The organism is Brachybacterium sp. UNK5269, assembly GCF_049266655.1.
Lineage (GTDB): Bacteria > Actinomycetota > Actinomycetes > Actinomycetales > Dermabacteraceae > Brachybacterium.
Window position 1 is genome coordinate 2187468 of the sequence record NZ_CP184883.1, and the last position, 18457, is coordinate 2205924.

Sequence of the window (18457 nt, forward strand, 5' to 3'; positions counted from 1 at the left end):
GGGTGGGGAGGCTCCCGGACTGCCGTCTCCCGGGGGCCGCACACAGCGTACTGCGGCGTCCGCCATTCGGTCACCGGAGTCAGGATGCGAGACGGCGGGTGCCCCCGGATCGGGGGCACCCGCCGTCGCGGAGAGGCGTCGGTCAGCGCGCGGCGCTGCCCTCGACGTAGTCGGTGTCGATCGCCTGGGCGCTCCAGGAGAACATCTTGCGCAGGTCCTTGCCGACCACCTCGATCGGGTGCTTGGCCTCCTGCTCGCGCAGCCTCGTGAACTCGGGCGCGCCGGCGTCCTGGTCCTCGATGAACTTCTTGGCGAAGGTGCCGTCCTGGATGTCGGACAGGATCGCCTTCATCGACGCCTTGGTCTCGTCGGTGATCACCCGCGGACCGGAGACGTAGTCGCCGAACTCGGCGGTGTCGGAGATCGACCAGCGCTGCTTGGCGATGCCGCCCTCGAACATGAGGTCGACGATCAGCTTGAGCTCGTGGAGCACCTCGAAGTAGGCGATCTCCGGCTGGTAGCCGGCCTCGGAGAGGGTCTCGAAGCCGGCCTGGACCAGGTGACTCATGCCGCCGCAGAGCACGGCCTGCTCGCCGAACAGGTCGGTCTCGGTCTCCTCGGTGAAGGTGGTCCTGATCACGCCGGCGCGGGTGCCGCCGATGCCCTTGGCGTAGGAGAGGGCCAGGTCCCAGGCCGAGCCGGTGGCGTCCTGCTCGACGGCGACGATGTCCGGGATGCCGCGGCCGGCGACGAACTCGCGGCGCACGGTGTGGCCCGGGGCCTTCGGCGCGATCAGCAGCACGTCGACGCCCGCGGGCACCTCGATGTAGCCGAAGCGGATGTTGAAGCCGTGGGCGAAGGCGAGCGCCTTGCCCTCGCTCAGGTGCGGCTGGATCGACTCGGCGAAGACCGTCCGCTGGTTCTGGTCCGGGGTCAGGATCATGATCAGGTCGGCCCACTCGGAGACCTCGGCGACGGTGCCGGTGGTCAGGCCCTCCTCCTGCGCCTTGGCGGCGGAGGAGGAGCCCTCGCGCAGGCCCACCCGGACCTCGACGCCGCTGTCGCGCAGGTTCAGCGCATGGGCGTGGCCCTGGGAGCCGAAGCCGATGATCGCGACCTTCTTGGACTGGATGATGGACAGGTCGGCATGGTCGTCGTAGAAGATCTCTGCCACGGTGTGCTCCTTCGGGTCGGTGAGCGGTGCGCCGATCGCTGCGGACAGCGGCGCACCGGGCGATGGGACGATCCTATCGCCGAATGTCTTACATCATGAGAGGACGTCTCTGCCCTCGAGACGCCCGGGTCAGCTGGTACGCGCCCGGTCGGTGATCGCACGGCCGCCGCGGCCGATGGCGACCTCGCCCGACTTGACGATCTCGCGGATCCCGAAGGACTCGAGCATGCCCAGCAGCGCGCTGAGCTTGTCCTGGGTGCCGGTGGCCTCGACGGTCACCGAGTCGGCGGCCGCGTCGACCACCTTGGCCCGGAACATCTGCACGATCTCCAGCACCGAGGTGCGGGTGGCGTTGTCGGCGGTGACCTTGATCAGGATCAGCTCGCGCTGCACGGTCGAGCGGGCGTCGAGCTGGACGATCTTCAGCACGTTGACCAGCTTGTTCAGCTGCTTGGTGATCTGCTCGAGGCGGCGCTGGTCGACGTCGACGACCACCGTGATGCGGGAGATCTCCGGATGCTCGGTGGGGCCGACGGCGAGCGAGGAGATGTTGTAGCCGCGCCGGGAGAACAGCGCGGTGACGCGGGTGAGCACGCCGGGCTTGTTCTCGACCAGGACCGAGAGGGTCTGGCTGTGCGGGGTCATCACGAAATCGGCGGTGATGGGCTTGTCAATGGTCATCAGATGTCCCTCTCCCACTCGGGGCTCATGCCCTGGGCGATCTGGATCTCGTCGTTGGAGACCCCGGCCGGCACCATCGGCCACACCATGGCGTCGGCGCTGACGGTGAAGTCCACGACCACCGGACGGTCGTTGATCTCCATCGCCGCGGCGATGGTGGCGTCGATGTCCTCATCGCGCTCGCAGCGCAGTCCCGCGCAGCCGTAGGCGTCGGCGAGCTTGACGAAGTCGGGGATCCGGCGCGTGCCGTGCCCGGTGTTCAGGTCGGTGTTGGAGTAGCGCTGGTCGTAGAACAGGTTCTGCCACTGCCGCACCATGCCGAGGCTCGAGTTGTTGATGACCGCGACCTTGATCGGGATGTCGTTGATGACGCAGGTGGCCAGCTCCTGGTTGGTCATCTGGAAGCAGCCGTCGCCGTCGATGGACCACACCACCTTGTCGGGCCGTCCCACCTTGGCCCCCATCGCCGCCGGCACCGAGTAGCCCATGGTGCCCAGGCCCCCCGAGTTGATCCAGGTCAGCGGGTTCTCGTAGGTGACGAACTGGCTGGACCACATCTGGTGCTGGCCCACCCCCGCCACGTAGATCGAGTCGGGGCCCGAGATCGCGCTGATCCGCGAGATCACCTTCTGCGGCGCACTGAAGCCGTCCTCGGTGTCGGTCCAGCCCAGCGGGTAGTTCTTCCGCAGCAGGTCCAGGGTGTTCCACCAGGTGGCGTAGTCGCGCGGATCGTCCGTCGCCAGGCGCTCGCGCAGCTCGGCGCTCAGGGCGCGGGCGATGTCCGCCGCCTGGCCGACGATCGGCACATCGGCGAGCAGGTTCTTCGAGATCTCGGCGGGGTCGATGTCGGCGTGGACGATCTTCGCGCTCGGGGCGAAGGAGTCCAGGCGGCCGGTCACCCGGTCGTCGAAGCGGGCGCCGATCGCGACGATGAGGTCCGCCCGCTGCAGGGCCGAGACCGCCGCGACGGTGCCGTGCATGCCCGGCATGCCGAGGTGGCTGGGGTGGGAGTCGGGCAGCGCGCCCCGCGCCATCAGGGTGGTCACGAAGGGGGCGCCGGAGACGTCCACCAGCTCGCGGACCTCGTTCCAGGCCTTGCCGCGCAGCACGCCGCCGCCGAGCAGGAACACCGGGCGCTGGGCCTCCAGCAGAAGGGAGGCGGCCTCCCGGATCTGCTTGGAGTGCGGGCGGGACTCGGGCCGGTAGCCGGGCAGGTCCAGCTCCTCGGGCCAGACGAACTCGGTCATGGCCTGCTGGGCGTCCTTGGTGACGTCCACCAGCACCACGCCGGGGCGGCCGGTGGAGGCGATGTGGAAGGCCTGCTTGATGGTGAGGGCGATCTCCGAGGCGTCCCGGACCAGGAAGTTGTGCTTGGTGACCGGCATCGTCATGCCGACGATGTCGGCCTCCTGGAAGGCGTCGGTGCCGATGAAGGCAGAGCCGACCTGGCCGGTGATGGCGACCATCGGGATGGAGTCCATCTGGGCGTCGGCGATCGCGGTGATCAGGTTGGTGGCGCCCGGGCCGGAGGTCGCCAGGCACACCCCGACCTTGCCGGTGGCGTGGGCGTAGCCGCTGGCCGCATGGCCGGCACCCTGCTCATGGCGGACCAGCACGTGGCGCAGGCCCTCCGCGTCCATCAGCGGGTCGTAGGTGGGCAGGATGGCGCCGCCGGGGAGGCCGAAGACGACCTCGGCCCCGGCACGCTTGAGGGACTCGACCAGCGCCTGGGCGCCGGTCATCTGCTGTCCGGTCATCGGAACTCCTTCGTCGGCTCGAACGGTGGGCGGGGCGGTCTGCGGCGGATCTGGCGGGCCCGAACATGAAAAAGCCCCTCCGCCTGGGGCTCAGGGAGGGGCGCGGATGACGTCTCGTAGGAACGAACGGGCGTCAGCCGCGCTCGGGAACTACGAGGAGGATCGTCTGCATGCGCCCCACCCTAGCCCGGGACCCGGACCCTGCCCAGGGCGTCCATCATGCGGACCGCCGCGGCCCGTCCCATGGGCGACCCGGGCCCGCCGCGGCGAAAGTCCCTCGGCGGCGGCGGCGTCCGGCCTAGGCTGTGAGCCAGGAACCACCCGTCGCAGATCGTGAGTGAGCATCACCATGAGCACATCAGCACCCGTCCCCGGGAGCTCGCCCCTGACCACCACGACCGAGCGCGCGCCGCTGGAGCGCGAGCACATCGTCGTGGTCGGCGGCGGCATGACCGGCCACCGCTTCGCCTCGCGGCTGCGCGCCCAGGACCCCGAGGGCGACTGGCGCCTGACCCTGATCGGCGAGGAGCCGCAGCAGCCCTACGACCGCGTGCACCTGTCGAACTGGTTCGCCAGCCGCAACGCCGATCTGCTCTCCCTGGACACCTCCGTCTGGGACGATCCCCGCATCACCCTGGTCACCGGCGACCCGGTCGCCGCGCTGGACCGGGAGGCGCAGAGCGTCACCACGCGCTCCGGGACCGTCGTCCCCTACGACCGGCTGGTGCTGGCCACGGGCTCCTGGGCCTGGTCGCCGCGGGCCGAGGGGAACGACCTGCCGGGCGCCTTCTCGTACCGCACCGTGGACGACGTCGAGCGCATCGCCGCCTGGACCACGCTGCGCACCGAGCAGCTGGGCCGGCCCCTGCGGGGCGTCGTCGTCGGCGGCGGCGTGCTCGGGCTCGAGGCCGCGGCGGCCCTGCAGAAGCTCGGTGTCCAGGCCACCGTGGTCGAGTTCGCCGATCGCCTGATGGCGGTCCAGCTCGACCAGGGCGGCGGCGAGATGCTGCGCCTGCTGATCCAGGACCTCGGCATCGGCGTGCGCACCTCGGTGGGCGCCGCCCGCTTCAGCCCCGCCCCCGACGGCGCGATCGGACGCGCCCATCTGACCGACGAGTCGGAGCTCGACGCGGACGTGGTCATCTTCTCCACCGGCATCCGGCCCCGCGACCGGCTGGCCCGCGAGGCGGGACTGGCCATCGGCGAGCGCGGCGGCGTGGTGGTGGGCGATTCCTGCCGCACCTCCGACGAGGTGATCTGGGCGATCGGCGAATGCGCCTCCTACGAGGGGGTGTGCTCGGGGCTGATCGCTCCCGGCAACGACATGGCCGACGTGGTCGTGGACCGATTCCTGGGCGGGACCCGGACCCATCAGCGCTCGGTGGACGGCACCAAGCTCAAAGGCGTGGGCGTGGACGCCGCCGCCTTCGGGGACGTCAACGGACTGACCCCCGGCGCGCTCGAGGTCTCCTTCGTCGACCCCGTCAACCGCCAGTACCGCAAGCTCGTGCTCTCCGACGACGCCAAGACGCTGCTGGGCGGCGTCTTCGTCGGCGACATCGAGCTGTACTCCGCGCTGCGCCCGCTGATCGGCCGTCCGCTGGGGGCCGACCCGTCGGCCGTCATCGCCCCGGCCGGCTCGGGCGGCGCGATGGCCGACACCGAGCTGCCCGACGAGGCGATCGTGTGCTCGTGCAACAACGTGGCCGCCGGCACCATCCGCGCCTCGGTCTCCGAGCACGGCTGCACCACCATCGGCGAGGTCAAGGAGTGCACCACCGCCGGCACGGTGTGCGGCTCCTGCATCCCCACCGTCACCAAGCTGCTGAACAAGCAGCTCGAGCGCTCGGGCATCACGGTCTCCAAGGCCATGTGCGAGCACTTCACGATGTCGCGGGCCGAGCTGTTCCAGCTCGTCAAGGAGGGCGGCCAGGACACCTTCACCGAGATCGTCACCGCCTTCGGCACCGGCCGCGGCTGCGCGGTCTGCCGCCCGGTGGTGGCCTCGATCCTCTCGACCCTGGGCTCGACCTCCGGTCGCCTGCACAGCCCGGTCGGCGAGCAGCTCGGGTCCCTGCAGGACACCAACGACCACGTGATGGCCAACATCCAGAAGAACGGCACCTACTCGGTGATCCCCCGCATGCCCGCCGGCGAGGTCACTCCCGAGCAGCTGCTGGTCCTCGCGCAGGTCGCCAAGGACTACGGGCTCTACCTCAAGCTCAACGGCGCCCAGCGGATCGGCATGTTCGGGGCGCGGCTGGACCAGCTGCCCGAGATCTGGCGCCGCCTGGTCGACGCCGGCTTCGAGTCCGGCCATGCCTACGGCAAGTCGCTGCGGATGGTGAAGTCCTGCGTGGGCTCGACCTGGTGCCGCTACGGCGTGCAGGACTCGACCGGGATGGCCGTCGCCCTCGAGCGGCGCTACCGCGGTCTGCGCTCCCCCACAAGCTCAAGCTCGGCGTCTCCGGCTGCGCCCGGGAGTGCGCCGAGGCACGGGCCAAGGACGTGGGCGTGATCGCGACCAACAAGGGCTGGAACCTGTACGTCGGCGGCAACGGCGGCGCCCAGCCCGCCCATGCCCAGCTGCTGGTCGAGGACCTCGACGACGCGAACCTCATCAAGTGCATCGACCGCTACCTGATGCTCTACATCCAGGAGGCCGACAAGGTCCAGCGCACCGCCCGCTGGCTGGAGGAGCGCCCCGGCGGCCTCGAGGAGCTCTACCGGGTGATCGTCGAGGACTCCCTCGGCATCGGCGACGAGCTCGAGGCCGCGATGGCCCGGCACGTGGAGACCTACGAGGACGAGTGGACCGCCACCGTCAACGATCCGCAGCGGATGGCGAAGTTCGTCTCCTTCATCAACGCCCCCGGCATCGCCGACCCCGACCTGGCCTGGGTGCCCGAGCGCGGCCAGGTGCGACCGGCGAACGAGATGGATGAGGTCACCGCCCCGGATCCGAAGCGGGCCCGCGAGCTGGCCCTGCTCAGCATGGGCCCCACCAGTCCCATCGGGGACCCCGTCGAGGGCGAGGAGACGCAGGCATGAGCATCCAGGAGAGAACCACGATGATCGACGTCTGCGCCCTCGAGCAGCTCTCGCCCGAGCGCGGCGCGGCGGCCCTGGTCGACGGCACCCAGGTGGCGGTGTTCCGGCTGGCCGACGACACCGTCCGGGCGGTGCAGCAGAAGGACCCCTACTCGGGCGTCAACCTGCTCTCCCGCGGGCTGATCGGCTCCCACCTGGTGCCCGGGGAGGGCGAGGAGCCCGGGCGGGTGGTGCCCACCCTCGCCTCCCCCATGTACAAGCAGGCCTGGAACCTCGACACCGGGGAGGTGCTCGACTCCGGCGGCGGAGCGAAGCTGCCGATCGCGGTGTACGACGCCGAGGTCCGCGAGGGCCGCGTGCTGGTCGCGACCCGTCCGCGCCCCACCACCCCCGCGGCATGAGCGGCCCGCTCCCGCTGCCCGAGGTCACCCTCTCCCCCGGCTCCGTCGCCCTGGTCGGCGGCGGTCCCGGCGCGCTGGACCTGATCACCGTGCGCGGGCTGCAGCTGCTCCAGCAGGCCGACGTGGTGGTCGTGGACCGGCTGGGCCCGGTGGGCCTGACGCAGCTGCTGGGCGAGGAGGTCGAGGTGATCGACGTCGGCAAGACGCCCGGCCACCCCTCCCGCTCCCAGGAGGAGATCAGCGCCCTGCTGGTCGAGCACGCCCGCGCCGGACGGCGGGTGGTGCGGCTGAAGGGCGGGGACCCCTTCGTGCTCGGCCGCGGCGGCGAGGAGGTCCTGGCCTGCCGCGCCGCCGGCCTCGAGGTGCAGACGGTGCCCGGGGTGACCTCGGCGATCGCCGGGCCCGCCGCCGGGGACGTGCCCGTGACCCATCGCGGGACAGCGGTCGCCCTGCACGTGGTCAACGCCCACGGCGACCTGGGGCCGGCCGACCTCGCCGCGCTCAAGGACCCGGGCACCACCACCGTGCTGATGATGGGCGTGGAGTGGCTGCCGCGACTGGTGGCCCAGGCGACGCTGAACGGCGTGGACCCCGCCACCCCGGTGGCGATCGTGCAGAGCGCGACGATGCCCGAGCAGCGGGTGGCGCGCGGCACCCTGGCCACCATCGAGGAGCGCGCCATGGAGGCGGGCATCGGCTTCCCCGCGGTGATCACCGTGGGCCGCACCGCCGCCGAGGGCTTCCTGGCCCCGCCCTCCGTCCCCGGCCCGGAGCGCGGCGCCGGCCGGGAGGCGGTGGATGCCCCGCCGGCCGCCGAGCGGAGCTCCGCCGCGGTGCCGGTGCTGATCGGCTGCGCCCACGGCACCCGGCTGCGGGAGGGACGCGACGTGATCCGGGCGATCCTGCGCCGGGTCGCCGCGCAGCTGCCGGCGGTGCCGGTGCGCGAGGCCTACGTGGACGTCCAGACCCCCGAGCTGCCCGACGTGGTCGCGGCCCACGCCCCCGTGAGCACGGCTGTGCGCACCCGCGAGGACGAGCACGCCGCCGCCGCCGTGGTGGTGCCGCTGCTGCTCTCGACCGGCTTCCACGTCGGTCAGGACGTGCGCCGGGCCGTCGCGCACCACGACGCGGTCGCCGCCGGCCCGCTGGGACCGGATCCGCGGCTGGCGACGGTGATGGCCCAGCGGCTCGCCGAGGCAGGCGCCACCGCCGAGGACCAGGTGGTGATGGCGGTCGCCGGCACCCGGGACGCCGGCGGTCAGGCCATGGCCGCCGAGATGGGCGCGCTGCTGGGGGCGCAGCTGGGCCGGGAGGTCACCGTCGGCTTCATCTCGGCCGCCACGCCCTCGGTGGGCGAGGCGGTGGCGGCCGTGCGCGCCCGCGCCGGGCGCGACGCGCGGGTGGCGGTCGCGAACTACCTGCTGGCGCCCGGATTCTTCCACCTCCAGCTGGAGGCGGCGGGGGCCGACGTGGTGGCGGCGCCGCTCGGCGACCATCCGCTGATCGCCGAGATCATCGTGGACCGGTACCAGCAGATGGCCGGCGGCTGAGGGTCAGTCCAGCACGCGGCGGGTGGCGCCGTAGGTCGCCGAGCGCACCAGGTGCGCGTAGACCTTGAGCGCCTGGGAGACCTCGCGCTCGCGGTGCGCGGGGCGCCAGGGCAGCGGGCCCCGCGCCGCCCGACGGCGGGTGAGCTCCTGCTCGGGGACGTCGAGCTCGAGCAGTCGCCTGTCGACGTCGATGATGATCCGGTCGCCGTCCTCGATGAGCCCGATCAGGCCGCCCTCGGCGGCCTCCGGGGAGATGTGGCCGATGGAGACGCCGCTGGTGCCGCCCGAGAAGCGGCCGTCGGTGATCAGCGCGCAGGTCTTGCCGAGCCCCCGGCCCTTGAGGAACGAGGTGGGGTAGAGCATCTCCTGCATGCCGGGGCCGCCCTGCGGGCCCTCGAAGCGGATCACCACCACGTCGCCGGCCTGGACGGTCTTGTCGAGGATCTTCTGGACCGCCTCCTCCTGGGAGTCGCAGACCACTGCGGTGCCCTCGAAGTGGAAGAGGTCCTCGGTGACGCCGGCGGTCTTGAACACCGCGCCGTCGCGGGCGAGGTTGCCCTTGAGGACCGCCAGTCCGCCGTCCTTGCTGTAGGCGTGCGGGACGGAGCGCACCACGCCGTTCTCGCCGTCGGTGTCCAGCTCGTCCCAGGTGTTCGTGGTGGAGAAGGCCTGGGTGGTGCGGACCCCGCCGGGGGCGGCGTGGAACAGCGCCTGTGCCTTCTTCGAGGCGGTGCCGCCGCGGATGTCCCATTCGGCCAGCCAGCTGGCGAGGTCCGGGGAGTGCACGGTGTGGACGGTGTGGTCCAGCAGTCCGGCCCGGTCCAGCTCGCCGAGGATGGCGGGGATGCCGCCGGCGCGGTGGACGTCCTCGACGTGCGCGGTGCCGTTGGGGGCGACCTTGGACAGGGTCGGCACCAGGCGGGAGATGCGGTCGATGTCGTCCAGGCCGAAGTCGACCCCGGCCTCGATCGCGACCGCGAGGATGTGGAGGATGGTGTTGGTCGAGCCGCCCATCGCGACGTCCATCGCCATGGCGTTGGAGAAGGCGGCCTTGGTGGCGATCGAGCGCGGCAGCACCGACTCGTCGTCCTCCTCGTAGTAGCGCCGGGCCAGCTCGACGATGGTGCGGCCGGCCTCGAGGAACAGCTCGCGGCGGAAGGCGTGGGTGGCCAACGTGGTGCCGTTGCCGGGCAGCGAGAGGCCCAGCACCTCGGTGAGGCAGTTCATGGAGTTCGCGGTGAACATCCCCGAGCAGGAGCCGCAGGTGGGGCAGGCGTTCTCCTCGACCTGGGCGAGCTGGGCGTCGGTGATCGACTCGTCGGCGGAGAGCGACATCGCGTCCACCAGGTCGATGCGGTGCTCGGTGACCCCCTCGACCGGCTTGCCGGACTCCGAGGGACCGCCGGAGACGAAGATCACCGGGATGTTCAGGCGCATCGCGGCCATCAGGTGGCCGGGGGTGATCTTGTCGCAGTTCGAGATGCACACGAGCGCGTCGGCCGTATGGGCGTTGACCATGTACTCGATCGAGTCGGCGATGAGGTCGCGGCTGGGCAGGGAGTAGAGCATGCCGCCGTGGCCCATCGCGATGCCGTCGTCCACCGCGATGGTGTTGAACTCCTTGGAGATGCCGCCGGCCTCCTCGATCGCCCCGGCCACCAGGTCGCCGAGGTTCTTGAGGTGGACGTGACCCGGCACGAACTGGGTGTAGGAGTTCGCGATCGCGATGATCGGCTTGCCGAAGTCGCCGCTCTTCATGCCGGTCGCGCGCCAGAGGGCGCGAGCGCCGGCCATGTTGCGGCCGTGGGTGGAGGTGCGGGATCTCAGCTGAGGCATGGCCTCATGTTACGCCGCCATGCGAGATGCTCGTGTCACCATCCGGACAGCGGACGGCTGCGGAGAACGCCGCCTCACCGGCGGGGCTCGTCCCAGCCGTCCAGGTCCGGCCTGCCCATCGGGGAGGCGAGATCGTCCGCATGGTGCGCGGCGCGGACCGGGAAGCCGGGATCCTCGGCGAGCCGTCGGTGCAGCTCCTCCAGGCGCAGCTGCTCGGTGCTCGTGCGCACCCGCTCCGCGGCGGACTGCTCGGCGGTGGGCTCATGGTCCCCCATGCCGACCTGCAGCGCCGGCTCGACCTCGGTGAGGGCGCCCACGCTGACGCGGTACCGGTGGCGCAGGATCTCCAGGCGCAGGATCCGGGCGAGGAAGTAGATGCCCAGCAGGTTGGGGACGGACATCAGGAAGAACATGGCATCGGAGAAGGCGATCACCGAGTCCAGCGAGATGGCGGCGCCGACGACGATGGCCAGCACCCACACGATGCGGAAGACCGTCCTGACCAGATCGCTCGAGCCGAACAGGAACAGGGCGTTGAGCTCGCCGTAGTACTCGTAGGCCAGGATCGTCGAGAAGCCGAACAGGACCACGGCGATGGTCAGCAGGAGCGGGAACCAGCCGGCCACGGTGCCGAAGGCGGCCGCGGTCAGCGCCACGCCGTCCTCGCCCCCGGTGGTGTACACGCCGGTGACCACGATCGCGAGCGCGGTGAGCATGCAGATGCCGACGGAGTCGATCAGCGGCTCCCACATCGCGGTGAAGCCCTCGGTGGCCGGCTCCCTGGTCTTCGAGGCGCTGTGCGCCATGCCGGCCGAGCCGACGCCCGCGGCGTTGGAGAACAGGGCGCGCTGGATGCCGATCACGGCGACGCCGATGATGCCGCCGGTGACGCCGTCGGCGGTGAAGGCGCCGGTGATGATGAGGCCGAGGGCCTGCGGGACGTCGGCGATGTTGACGACCAGGATGACCAGGACGCAGGCGGTGTAGAGGACCGCCATCGCCGGGGTCAGCGCCGCGGTGACCCGGCCGATGGACTTCACGCCCCCGAGCACGACCAGGCCCGCCAGGACGGCCAGCACCACGCCGATGATCCACCCGTTGCTCGCCAGCAGCTCGCTGCCGCTGGCTCCCGAGACGATCGCTGCGACCTGGTTGGCCTGGAAGAGGTTGCCGGCGCCGAACACGCCGACCAGGGCGAAGATCGCGTACATCACCGCGAGCACCTTGCCCAGGCGCTTCCGGCCGATGCTGGCCAGTCCGTCGCGGAGGTAGTGCATGGGCCCGCCCTCGGTGGTCCCGTCCTCGTTGACCCGGCGGAACATGACCCCGAGGGTGGCCTCGGCCATCTTCACGCTCATCGCGAAGACGCCGAAGATCGCGATCCACAGGGCGGCCCCCGGACCGCCGGCGGTGATGGCCACCGCGACCCCGGCGATGTTGCCCAGCCCCACGGTGCCCGAGAGCTCGGTGGCCAGCGCCTGGAAGCTCGAGACCTCGCCGGGATCCGTCCGGGCCGTGAACCGGCCGCGGATCACCCGCAGCGAGTGCCGGAGCCCCGTCAGCGGCTGGAAGCGCAGCCAGACGGTGAGGAAGACGGCGGCCGCCATCAGCCAGACCACGATCACCGGCACCCCGCCGAAGACGGGGACCTCGAAGAACACGACGCTGCTGAGCCAGGTCGCGATGGGGCCGAAGTACCTCTCGACGAGGGCGTCGAAACCGGTCATCTGTCGCGTGCTCCTCCGGCGGGCGGGGCCGCCTGTGCTCTGCGGATCGGGGCGACGTCACTGTACAGAGGGACGTCGCCCGACGGTCTTCGAGGAGGGACGCCGACCGGAACCGCGACAGTGCAGGTCAGCGCACCGACCGGGCGCCACCGGCATCTGATTGTCGGACACGCGGGCAGGCCGAGGCTTTATCAGATCCAGACCTTGGCCGTGACGCCCCTCACGCACGAACGGCCCGATCTGCGCCACCGGGGGCAGAGCGGGCCGTTCGGCGGGGACGACTCAGCTGACGCCGAGCTTGTCCATGATGATCTCGCGCACCCGGCCGGCGTCGGCCTGACCCCGGGTGGCCTTCATGATCGGGCCGATCAGGGCGCCGATGGCCTGGACCTTGCCGCCCTGGATCTTCGCGACCACGTCGGGGTTCTCGGCGATGGCCTGCTCGACAGCCCCGGTGAGCACCGAGTCGTCGGAGACGACGGCCAGGCCGTCGCGCTCGACGATCGCGGCCGGGTCGCCCTGACCCTCGAGCACCTTCGTCAGCACCTGCTTGGCGATCTTGTCGTTAATCTGCTTGCCGTCCACCAGGGACTGCAGCTGCGCGACCTGCGCCGGGGTAACGGCGAGCTGCTCGAGCTCGAGGTCGCGGTCCTTGGCCACGCGGGCCAGCTCGCCCATCCACCACTTGCGGGCGCTCTGCGCGCTCGCACCGGCCGCGACGGTGGCCTCGAGCAGGTCGAGGGCGCCGGCGTTGATGACGTCGCGCATCTCGAAGTCGCTGAAGCCCCACTCCCCCAGCAGCCGGCGGCGGCGGGCCGCGGGCAGCTCGGGCAGGGTGGAGCGGATCTCCTCGACCCACTCCCGGCTCGGGGCGACGGGCACCAGGTCCGGCTCGGGGAAGTAGCGGTAGTCCTCCGCGTCGGACTTCGGGCGACCGGGCGAGGTGCCGCCGGTGTCCTCGTGGAAGTGGCGGGTCTCCTGGACGACCTTCTGGCCGGCGTCGAGGACGCCCGCCTGGCGGGAGATCTCGTAGCGCACCGTGCGCTCGATCGACCGGAACGAGTTGACGTTCTTGGTCTCGGTGCGGGTGCCCAGCGGCGCGGAGGCATCGGGGCGCAGGGAGACGTTGATGTCGGCGCGGACGTTGCCGCGCTCCATCTTCGCCTCGGAGACCTCGAGCGCCCGGAAGATGTCGCGCAGGGTGCGCACGTAGGCGGCGGCGACCTCGGGGGCGCGCCCCCGGGTGTCCGGGATCGGCCTCGTGACGATCTCCACCAGCGGGACCCCGGCGCGGTTGTAGTCCACCTCGGAGTGGGTGGCGCCGTGGATGCGCCCGGTGGAGCCGCCGACGTGGGTGTTCTTGCCGGCGTCCTCCTCCATGTGGGCGCGCTCGATCTCGACCCGGACGATCTCGCCGTCCTCGAGCTCGACGTCGACCCAGCCGTCGAAGGCGATCGGCTCGTCGTACTGCGAGGTCTGGAAGTTCTTGGTGAGGTCCGGGTAGAAGTACTGCTTGCGGGAGAAGCGGCAGGTCTCGGCGATCGAGCAGTTCAGCGCCAGGCCGATCTTGATCGCGTACTCGACGGCCCGGCGGTTGACCACCGGCAGCGAGCCGGGCAGGCCCAGCGAGGTGGGGGTGATCGCCGTGTTGGGCTCGGCGGCGAAGATGTTGGGCGCGCCGTCGAACATCTTGGTGGCGGTGCCGAGCTCGACGTGGACCTCGATGCCGAGGACGGGATCGAAGCGGGCGATGGCCTCGTCGTAGTCGACGAGGTCGATCATCTGGGCGGTGCTCATCACTTCGCTCCTTGTGCGATCGTCGCGAGCTCGGGGGCCTTGGCCAGCAGCGGTCCGCCCCAGGCGTCCTCGAGCAGCGCCTCGAGGGCGCCGCCGACGCGGTAGAGGCGCTCGTCGGCGCGGATCGGGGCGAGGAACTGGATGCCGGCGGGCAGTCCGTCCTCGGCCAGTCCGCTGGGCACCGAGATGCCCGGGGTGCCGGCGAGGTTGGCGGGGATGGTGGCGATGTCGTTGAGGTACATGGCCATCGGGTCGTCGACCTTCTCGCCGAGGCGGAAGGCGACGGTCGGGGAGGTCGGCGAGGCGAGCACGTCGACGCTGTCGAAGGCGGCCGTGAAGTCGCGCTGCACGAGGGTGCGGACCTTCTGGGCGCTGCCGTAGTAGGCGTCGAAGTAGCCGGCCGACAGGGCGTATGTGCCCAGCAGGATGCGGCGCTTGACCTCGTCGCCGAAGCCGGCGCCGCGGGTGGCCTTCATGACGGACTCGGCGGTGGGGCTGTCCTCCGGGACCACCCGCAGGCCGAAGCGCATGCCGTCGAACTTCGCGAGGTTGCTGGAGGCCTCCGACGGCATGATCAGGTAGTAGGCGCCGAGCGCGTACCGGAAGTTCGGGCAGGAGACGCGGACGATCTCGGCGCCGGCCCGCTCGAGGTGGTCGAGGGACTCGGTGAAGCGGGCCCGGACCTCGGGGGCGAAGCCCTCGCCCTCGAGCTCCTCGATCACGCCGATGCGCAGGCCCCTGACGTCGCGGCTGCGAGCGGCCTCGGCGTACGCGCCGACGGGGTCGGGCAGGGACGTCGAGTCGAGCGGGTCGTGGCCGGCGATCAGCTCGTGCAGCAGCGCGGCGTCCTCGACGGTGCGGGTGACGGGGCCGGCCTGGTCGAGCGAACTGGCCATGGCGATCAGCCCGTAGCGGGAGACGGAGCCGTAGGTGGGCTTCACGCCGACGGTGCCGGTGACGGCGCCGGGCTGGCGGATCGAGCCGCCGGTGTCGGTGCCGATGGCGAGCGGGGCCTCGTAGGAGCCCACCGCCGCGGCGCTGCCGCCGCCGGAGCCGCCCGGGATGCGGCCGGTGTCCCAGGGGTTGCGGGTGGGGCCGAAGGCGCTGTTCTCGGTCGAGGAGCCCATCGCGAACTCGTCGAGGTTGGTCTTGCCGAGGATCGGCAGTCCGGCGGCGCGCAGCCGGGTCACCAGGGTCGCGTCGTAGGGAGGGATCCAGCCCTCGAGGATCCGGGAGCCGGCCGTGGTGGGCTGGCCCTCGGTGACCACGACGTCCTTGACGGCGATGGGCACCCCGGCCAGCGGGTGGAGCTGGTCGCCGGCGGCGCGGCGGGCGTCCACGTCGCGGGAGGTGGTCAGGGCCTCGTCCTCGTTGACGTGGAGGAAGGCGTTCAGCTCGCCGTCGACGGCGGCGATGCGGTCCAGGTGGGCGCGGGTGAGCTCCTCGGAGGAGATCTCCCCGGTCCCGAGCGCGGCGGCCTGGGCGGCGGCGCTGCGGCGGATGATGTCGTCGTGGCTCATCGGTGGGGTCATGCTCCTCGCACTCATCATTCTTCGCCCAGGATCTGCGGGACGGCGAAACGGCCGTCCGCGGCCTCGGGGGCGCCGGCGAGCGCCTGCTGCTGGGTCAGGGTGGTCACGACGACGTCCTCGCGGAAGACGTTCGTCAGGGGAAGGGGGTGGGAGGTCGCGGGGACGTCCTCGGTGGCGACCTCGGAGACGGAGGCGACAGCGTCCATGATGGAGTCGAACTCGCCGGCGAAGCGGTCGATCTCCTCATCGGTGAGCTGGATCCGTGCGAGGTCGGCGAGGCGTGCGACGTCATCTCGTCCGATCGAAGGCATGGGGGCAGTCTAGGACGTCCGGTGGGGCGGGGACGCCGGGCGGGGGCTCAGTCCTCCCGGCGCGCCCGGTAGTGGTAGCCGCCGATCCGGCGGGAGCCGAGAGCGCGGTAGAGGGACAGGGCGGGGGCGTTGTCGCGCTCGACCTCGAGCAGGGCGCGGCCCGCTCCCTGCGCGGCGGCGAGGGCGAGCAGCGTGCCGGACAGCTCCCGGCCGAGTCCCTGCCGCCGCTGCTGCGGAGCCACCGCGATCATGTTCAGCACCGCGAGCTGCTCCCTGCCGGCGCTCACCAGCGCCGCCCGGCCGACGGCGGCCGCGGTCCCGTCCGCGGCGGGGATCCGCACCTGGAGCGCGGGGGTGCCGGCGAGGATGTCGCGCAGGGTGTCCCGGGCGTGCTCGCCCTCGCGGGGGGCCAGCGCCCAGGCCTGCGCGAACCAGTCCGCATCCAGGGCGCCGGTGGCGACCAGGGCCGCACCGGATGGCGGGGCGGTGGTGGTCAGCGGCAGCTCGAGGATCTCGCTGTGGCCGACGGCCTCGTCACCGCGGGCGGCGAGCAGGACGTCGAGGGACGCGGAGGGCTCGTGCTCGAAGATCCGGTGCACGGGGCGCTCCCCCGCCCTCGCCAGCAGGGACTCGACCTGCTCGAGCGCGGCGGCCGGCTGCTCCGGGTCCGGGTCGAGGGCGACGATGCTGTGGGCGCGGCGGGTGATGCCCCGTGAGCGCAGCACGGCGAAGCCGCCGACGTCCAGGCGCTGCAGCGGCCGCCAGCCGGCGATCAGCGCCTCGATCAGGCGGGAGCCGGTCAGCGGGGGCAGGGCGGAGGCCCGCTGGGGGCGTCGGGGGCGTCGGCTCATCGGGTCGATCGTACGGGGCGCGGGTAGACTCCCTGTCCCCAGCCGCGACGAAGGGACCCCGACATGTCCGTCGACCCGAACATCGATATGGACTCCCACGACCCGGAGGACGGCGAGGAGCTCTCGGACGATCCCCGGATCCGCGAGGCCCAGGAGCTCGAGGCCCGGATGCGCCGCGCCCTGGCCACCAAGGAGGATCCGCTGACCGATTCCGAGACCACCTCGGAGCGGCTGCGGCGCCTGGACCGCGAGCGGACACAGGGCACCTGATCAGCCCCGGGGCGCCTCCGGCGGCGGCATCAGCAGCAGCGGCAGGTAGAGCACGCCCGAGAGGTGGTACGGGAAGGTGATCCGCATGATCGCCCTGATCCCCCAGTGCATCGAGAACGCGCCCAGCGCGAACAGCCGGCCGAGCTTCCGGTCCAGCAGCGCCAGCGGCGCCCCGATCTCGAGCACCAGCGAGAAGGCCGCCAGCACCGTGAACAGGTGACGGTGCGGGTACAGGGCCCGGCCCAGCGGCGAGGTCTCGGCGCCCAGCATCTGCTTGCGCAGCGCGTCGAAGGCGATCTGGCCGCGCATGTTCGCGCCGTCGACCCAGCGCGCGCCGTCACCGCCCGCGAACTTCGCCAGGCCCGCGATCAGGTAGGTGAGGGTGACCGCGGCGTTCATCACCGTCGGCGTCGCGCCGTACATCCAGGAGCGCCGGTGCGGCAGCAGGCTGCGGTCGCGCCGCAGGGCGTCCGCGCTGAGGGCGTCGGCCGCCGGCGCCGCGGCCAGCACCATCGTGTGCAGCACGAGGGTGTTCTCGTGGTGGAAGACCATCGACCAGGAGTTGCGGTACGAGAAGTTCCAGGTCTGCAGCGCGGCGTGCAGGGGGCCGACCACCCGGTGCCCGAACCCCGCGGTGAACAGGGCGCCGGTGACCAGGGAGGCGTCGACGAGACGGTCCGCCAGCACCGGCGGCAGCGGCCGGCGCAGGATCCGGACCGGGCCCACCGGGTCGAAGCTCTCCGCGTCGGTGCGGTGCACACCGGCGTAGAGCCCCCGCTTCCGGCCGACGTGCCAGAGGTGGTAGCCGCCCACCGCGAGGCGCAGCAGCGCCGGGGTGGTGGCCGGGGCGCTCGGTGCCAGGCGCCGGCGGGCCCCGGCAGCGGCGGAGCGCAGCAGCGAGGTCAGGCCGTCCGCGCTCATCGGGCGTCCTGACCGGTCAGGAGGGCCCCGCGCCCGGGGACGGCGGCGGTCCCGCGCACGTCCAGGCGCGAGGTGAACTGCTCCCGCGCGGCGCCGGCCATGAACGGCTCCACCAGGTAGCGTCCGCGCACCACCTGCACCTGCACCACCTCGCGGTCGGCGGGGCGGTCGCGGCCGGCGATCCGCGCCGCGGCGCGCTCGGCGAGCAGCTGCCCGTCGCCCTCGTGCACCCGCCGGCGCACCTGGCGGCGCACGGCGTTCAGCCCGCCGCTGCCGAGGTAGGAGTAGTGCAGCGGACGCACCGAGCCGTCGGCGGCGACGCCGAGCAGATGGGTGACCCAGTAGTGCGCCTTCCGCCGCGCGGAGAACATCGGGTAGTGGCTGAAGGGGAAGGAGTCGCGCGCCCCCTCCCGGCCCAGCCGGCCGATGGGGAGGGCCACCGCGGCCAGCAGCGCACCGGTCAGGAGACCGGCGAGCGCACGGGTGGACCGGCTGTCGGGGATCGAGGCTGCCGCGGGCGGGAGGAGATGGGGTGCTCTGCTCATGGCGGGCACGCTAGCGAGGGCCGATGAGAGGGGGGTCACCGGGCATGAGAGGA

At 72.0% G+C, this 18457-nt stretch carries 14 protein-coding genes and 1 pseudogene; 4 read left to right on the forward strand and 11 right to left on the reverse strand.

The window, feature by feature from the left end; translation table 11 throughout:
• Window positions 1-142 precede the first annotated feature (142 nt).
• From ilvC to ACOJUI_RS10245, 3 genes are all read right to left on the reverse strand, one after another.
• Entirely contained in the window at window positions 143-1174 is a 1032-nt protein-coding gene (gene ilvC, locus ACOJUI_RS10235) for a ketol-acid reductoisomerase (protein ID WP_422114863.1), read from the reverse strand.
• Window positions 1175-1303: 129 nt separating this feature from the next.
• Window positions 1304-1819: an acetolactate synthase small subunit gene (ilvN, locus tag ACOJUI_RS10240; RefSeq protein ID WP_422117652.1), complete on the reverse strand. Its 516-nt coding sequence runs from the start codon at window positions 1817-1819 to the stop codon at window positions 1304-1306.
• A 35-nt stretch (window positions 1820-1854) separates the two neighbouring features.
• Window positions 1855-3612, reverse strand: a complete 1758-nt coding sequence (locus ACOJUI_RS10245) for an acetolactate synthase large subunit (protein WP_422114864.1) — start codon at window positions 3610-3612, stop codon at window positions 1855-1857.
• A gap of 349 nt (window positions 3613-3961) precedes the next feature.
• On the opposite strand from ACOJUI_RS10245, the pseudogene nirB reads away from it, so the two are divergent.
• The 3 genes and pseudogenes from nirB to cobA all read left to right on the forward strand — a co-directional run bounded on the left by nirB (window position 3962) and on the right by cobA (window position 8614).
• A pseudogene (nirB, locus tag ACOJUI_RS10250) lies at window positions 3962-6663 on the forward strand (nitrite reductase large subunit NirB).
• Window positions 6660-7064, forward strand: coding sequence for a nitrite reductase (NAD(P)H) small subunit (locus ACOJUI_RS10255; protein ID WP_422114865.1), 405 nt, complete (start codon window positions 6660-6662; stop codon window positions 7062-7064). The pseudogene nirB and the gene ACOJUI_RS10255 overlap by 4 nt, the downstream one beginning before the upstream one ends.
• Window positions 7061-8614: a uroporphyrinogen-III C-methyltransferase gene (gene cobA / locus ACOJUI_RS10260; protein WP_422114866.1), complete on the forward strand. Its 1554-nt coding sequence runs from the start codon at window positions 7061-7063 to the stop codon at window positions 8612-8614. Before ACOJUI_RS10255 ends, cobA begins: the two co-directional genes overlap by 4 nt.
• A gap of 3 nt (window positions 8615-8617) precedes the next feature.
• Here the strand turns inward: cobA and ilvD are convergent, their stop codons facing one another.
• From ilvD to ACOJUI_RS10290, 6 genes are all read right to left on the reverse strand, one after another.
• Window positions 8618-10450 (reverse strand): dihydroxy-acid dehydratase, encoded by a 1833-nt coding sequence (ilvD, locus tag ACOJUI_RS10265; RefSeq protein WP_422114867.1) that lies wholly within the window; start codon window positions 10448-10450, stop codon window positions 8618-8620.
• A gap of 74 nt (window positions 10451-10524) precedes the next feature.
• Window positions 10525-12177, reverse strand: a complete 1653-nt coding sequence (locus tag ACOJUI_RS10270; RefSeq protein ID WP_422114868.1) for an alanine/glycine:cation symporter family protein — start codon at window positions 12175-12177, stop codon at window positions 10525-10527.
• 282 nt (window positions 12178-12459) lie between these two features.
• A complete protein-coding gene (gene gatB / locus ACOJUI_RS10275) occupies window positions 12460-13974 on the reverse strand; it encodes an Asp-tRNA(Asn)/Glu-tRNA(Gln) amidotransferase subunit GatB (RefSeq protein ID WP_422114869.1) in 1515 nt (504 codons plus the stop codon).
• Window positions 13974-15494: an Asp-tRNA(Asn)/Glu-tRNA(Gln) amidotransferase subunit GatA gene (gene gatA / locus ACOJUI_RS10280; RefSeq protein ID WP_422114870.1), complete on the reverse strand. Its 1521-nt coding sequence runs from the start codon at window positions 15492-15494 to the stop codon at window positions 13974-13976. The genes gatB and gatA overlap by 1 nt, the downstream gene beginning before the upstream one ends.
• 26 nt (window positions 15495-15520) lie before the next feature.
• Entirely contained in the window at window positions 15521-15817 is a 297-nt protein-coding gene (gatC, locus tag ACOJUI_RS10285; protein WP_422114871.1) for an Asp-tRNA(Asn)/Glu-tRNA(Gln) amidotransferase subunit GatC, read from the reverse strand.
• A gap of 47 nt (window positions 15818-15864) precedes the next feature.
• Window positions 15865-16668, reverse strand: coding sequence for a GNAT family N-acetyltransferase (locus ACOJUI_RS10290; RefSeq protein ID WP_422114872.1), 804 nt, complete (start codon window positions 16666-16668; stop codon window positions 15865-15867).
• Between the two features lie 63 nt (window positions 16669-16731).
• Between ACOJUI_RS10290 and ACOJUI_RS10295 the strand changes: the two genes are divergently transcribed.
• Window positions 16732-16938: a hypothetical protein gene (locus ACOJUI_RS10295; protein ID WP_422114873.1), complete on the forward strand. Its 207-nt coding sequence runs from the start codon at window positions 16732-16734 to the stop codon at window positions 16936-16938.
• Here the strand turns inward: ACOJUI_RS10295 and ACOJUI_RS10300 are convergent, their stop codons facing one another.
• Together ACOJUI_RS10300 and ACOJUI_RS10305 are read right to left on the reverse strand one after the other, a co-directional pair.
• Complete coding sequence (locus ACOJUI_RS10300; protein ID WP_422114874.1) at window positions 16939-17859, reverse strand: hypothetical protein; 921 nt, start codon at window positions 17857-17859, stop codon at window positions 16939-16941.
• Entirely contained in the window at window positions 17856-18404 is a 549-nt protein-coding gene (locus ACOJUI_RS10305) for a hypothetical protein (RefSeq protein WP_422114875.1), read from the reverse strand. The genes ACOJUI_RS10300 and ACOJUI_RS10305 overlap by 4 nt, the downstream gene beginning before the upstream one ends.
• Between the last annotated feature and the right edge of the window lie 53 nt (window positions 18405-18457).

Bases quoted from the DNA above. Each gene is read 5' to 3' on its own strand.
- ilvN (WP_422117652.1), bottom strand. From the start codon at position 1,819: ATGACCCCGCACAGCCAGACCCTCTCGGTCCTGGTCGAGAACAAGCCC.
- ACOJUI_RS10245 (WP_422114864.1), bottom strand. From the start codon at position 3,612: ATGACCGGACAGCAGATGACCGGCGCCCAGGCGCTGGTCGAGTCCCTC.
- ACOJUI_RS10255 (WP_422114865.1), top strand. From the start codon at position 6,660: ATGAGCATCCAGGAGAGAACCACGATGATCGACGTCTGCGCCCTCGAG.
- cobA (WP_422114866.1), top strand. From the start codon at position 7,061: ATGAGCGGCCCGCTCCCGCTGCCCGAGGTCACCCTCTCCCCCGGCTCC.
- ilvD (WP_422114867.1), bottom strand. From the start codon at position 10,450: ATGCCTCAGCTGAGATCCCGCACCTCCACCCACGGCCGCAACATGGCC.
- ACOJUI_RS10270 (WP_422114868.1), bottom strand. From the start codon at position 12,177: ATGACCGGTTTCGACGCCCTCGTCGAGAGGTACTTCGGCCCCATCGCG.
- gatB (WP_422114869.1), bottom strand. From the start codon at position 13,974: ATGAGCACCGCCCAGATGATCGACCTCGTCGACTACGACGAGGCCATC.
- gatA (WP_422114870.1), bottom strand. From the start codon at position 15,494: ATGAGCCACGACGACATCATCCGCCGCAGCGCCGCCGCCCAGGCCGCC.
- gatC (WP_422114871.1), bottom strand. From the start codon at position 15,817: ATGCCTTCGATCGGACGAGATGACGTCGCACGCCTCGCCGACCTCGCA.
- ACOJUI_RS10290 (WP_422114872.1), bottom strand. From the start codon at position 16,668: ATGAGCCGACGCCCCCGACGCCCCCAGCGGGCCTCCGCCCTGCCCCCG.
- ACOJUI_RS10295 (WP_422114873.1), top strand. From the start codon at position 16,732: ATGTCCGTCGACCCGAACATCGATATGGACTCCCACGACCCGGAGGAC.
- ACOJUI_RS10300 (WP_422114874.1), bottom strand. From the start codon at position 17,859: ATGAGCGCGGACGGCCTGACCTCGCTGCTGCGCTCCGCCGCTGCCGGG.
- ACOJUI_RS10305 (WP_422114875.1), bottom strand. From the start codon at position 18,404: ATGAGCAGAGCACCCCATCTCCTCCCGCCCGCGGCAGCCTCGATCCCC.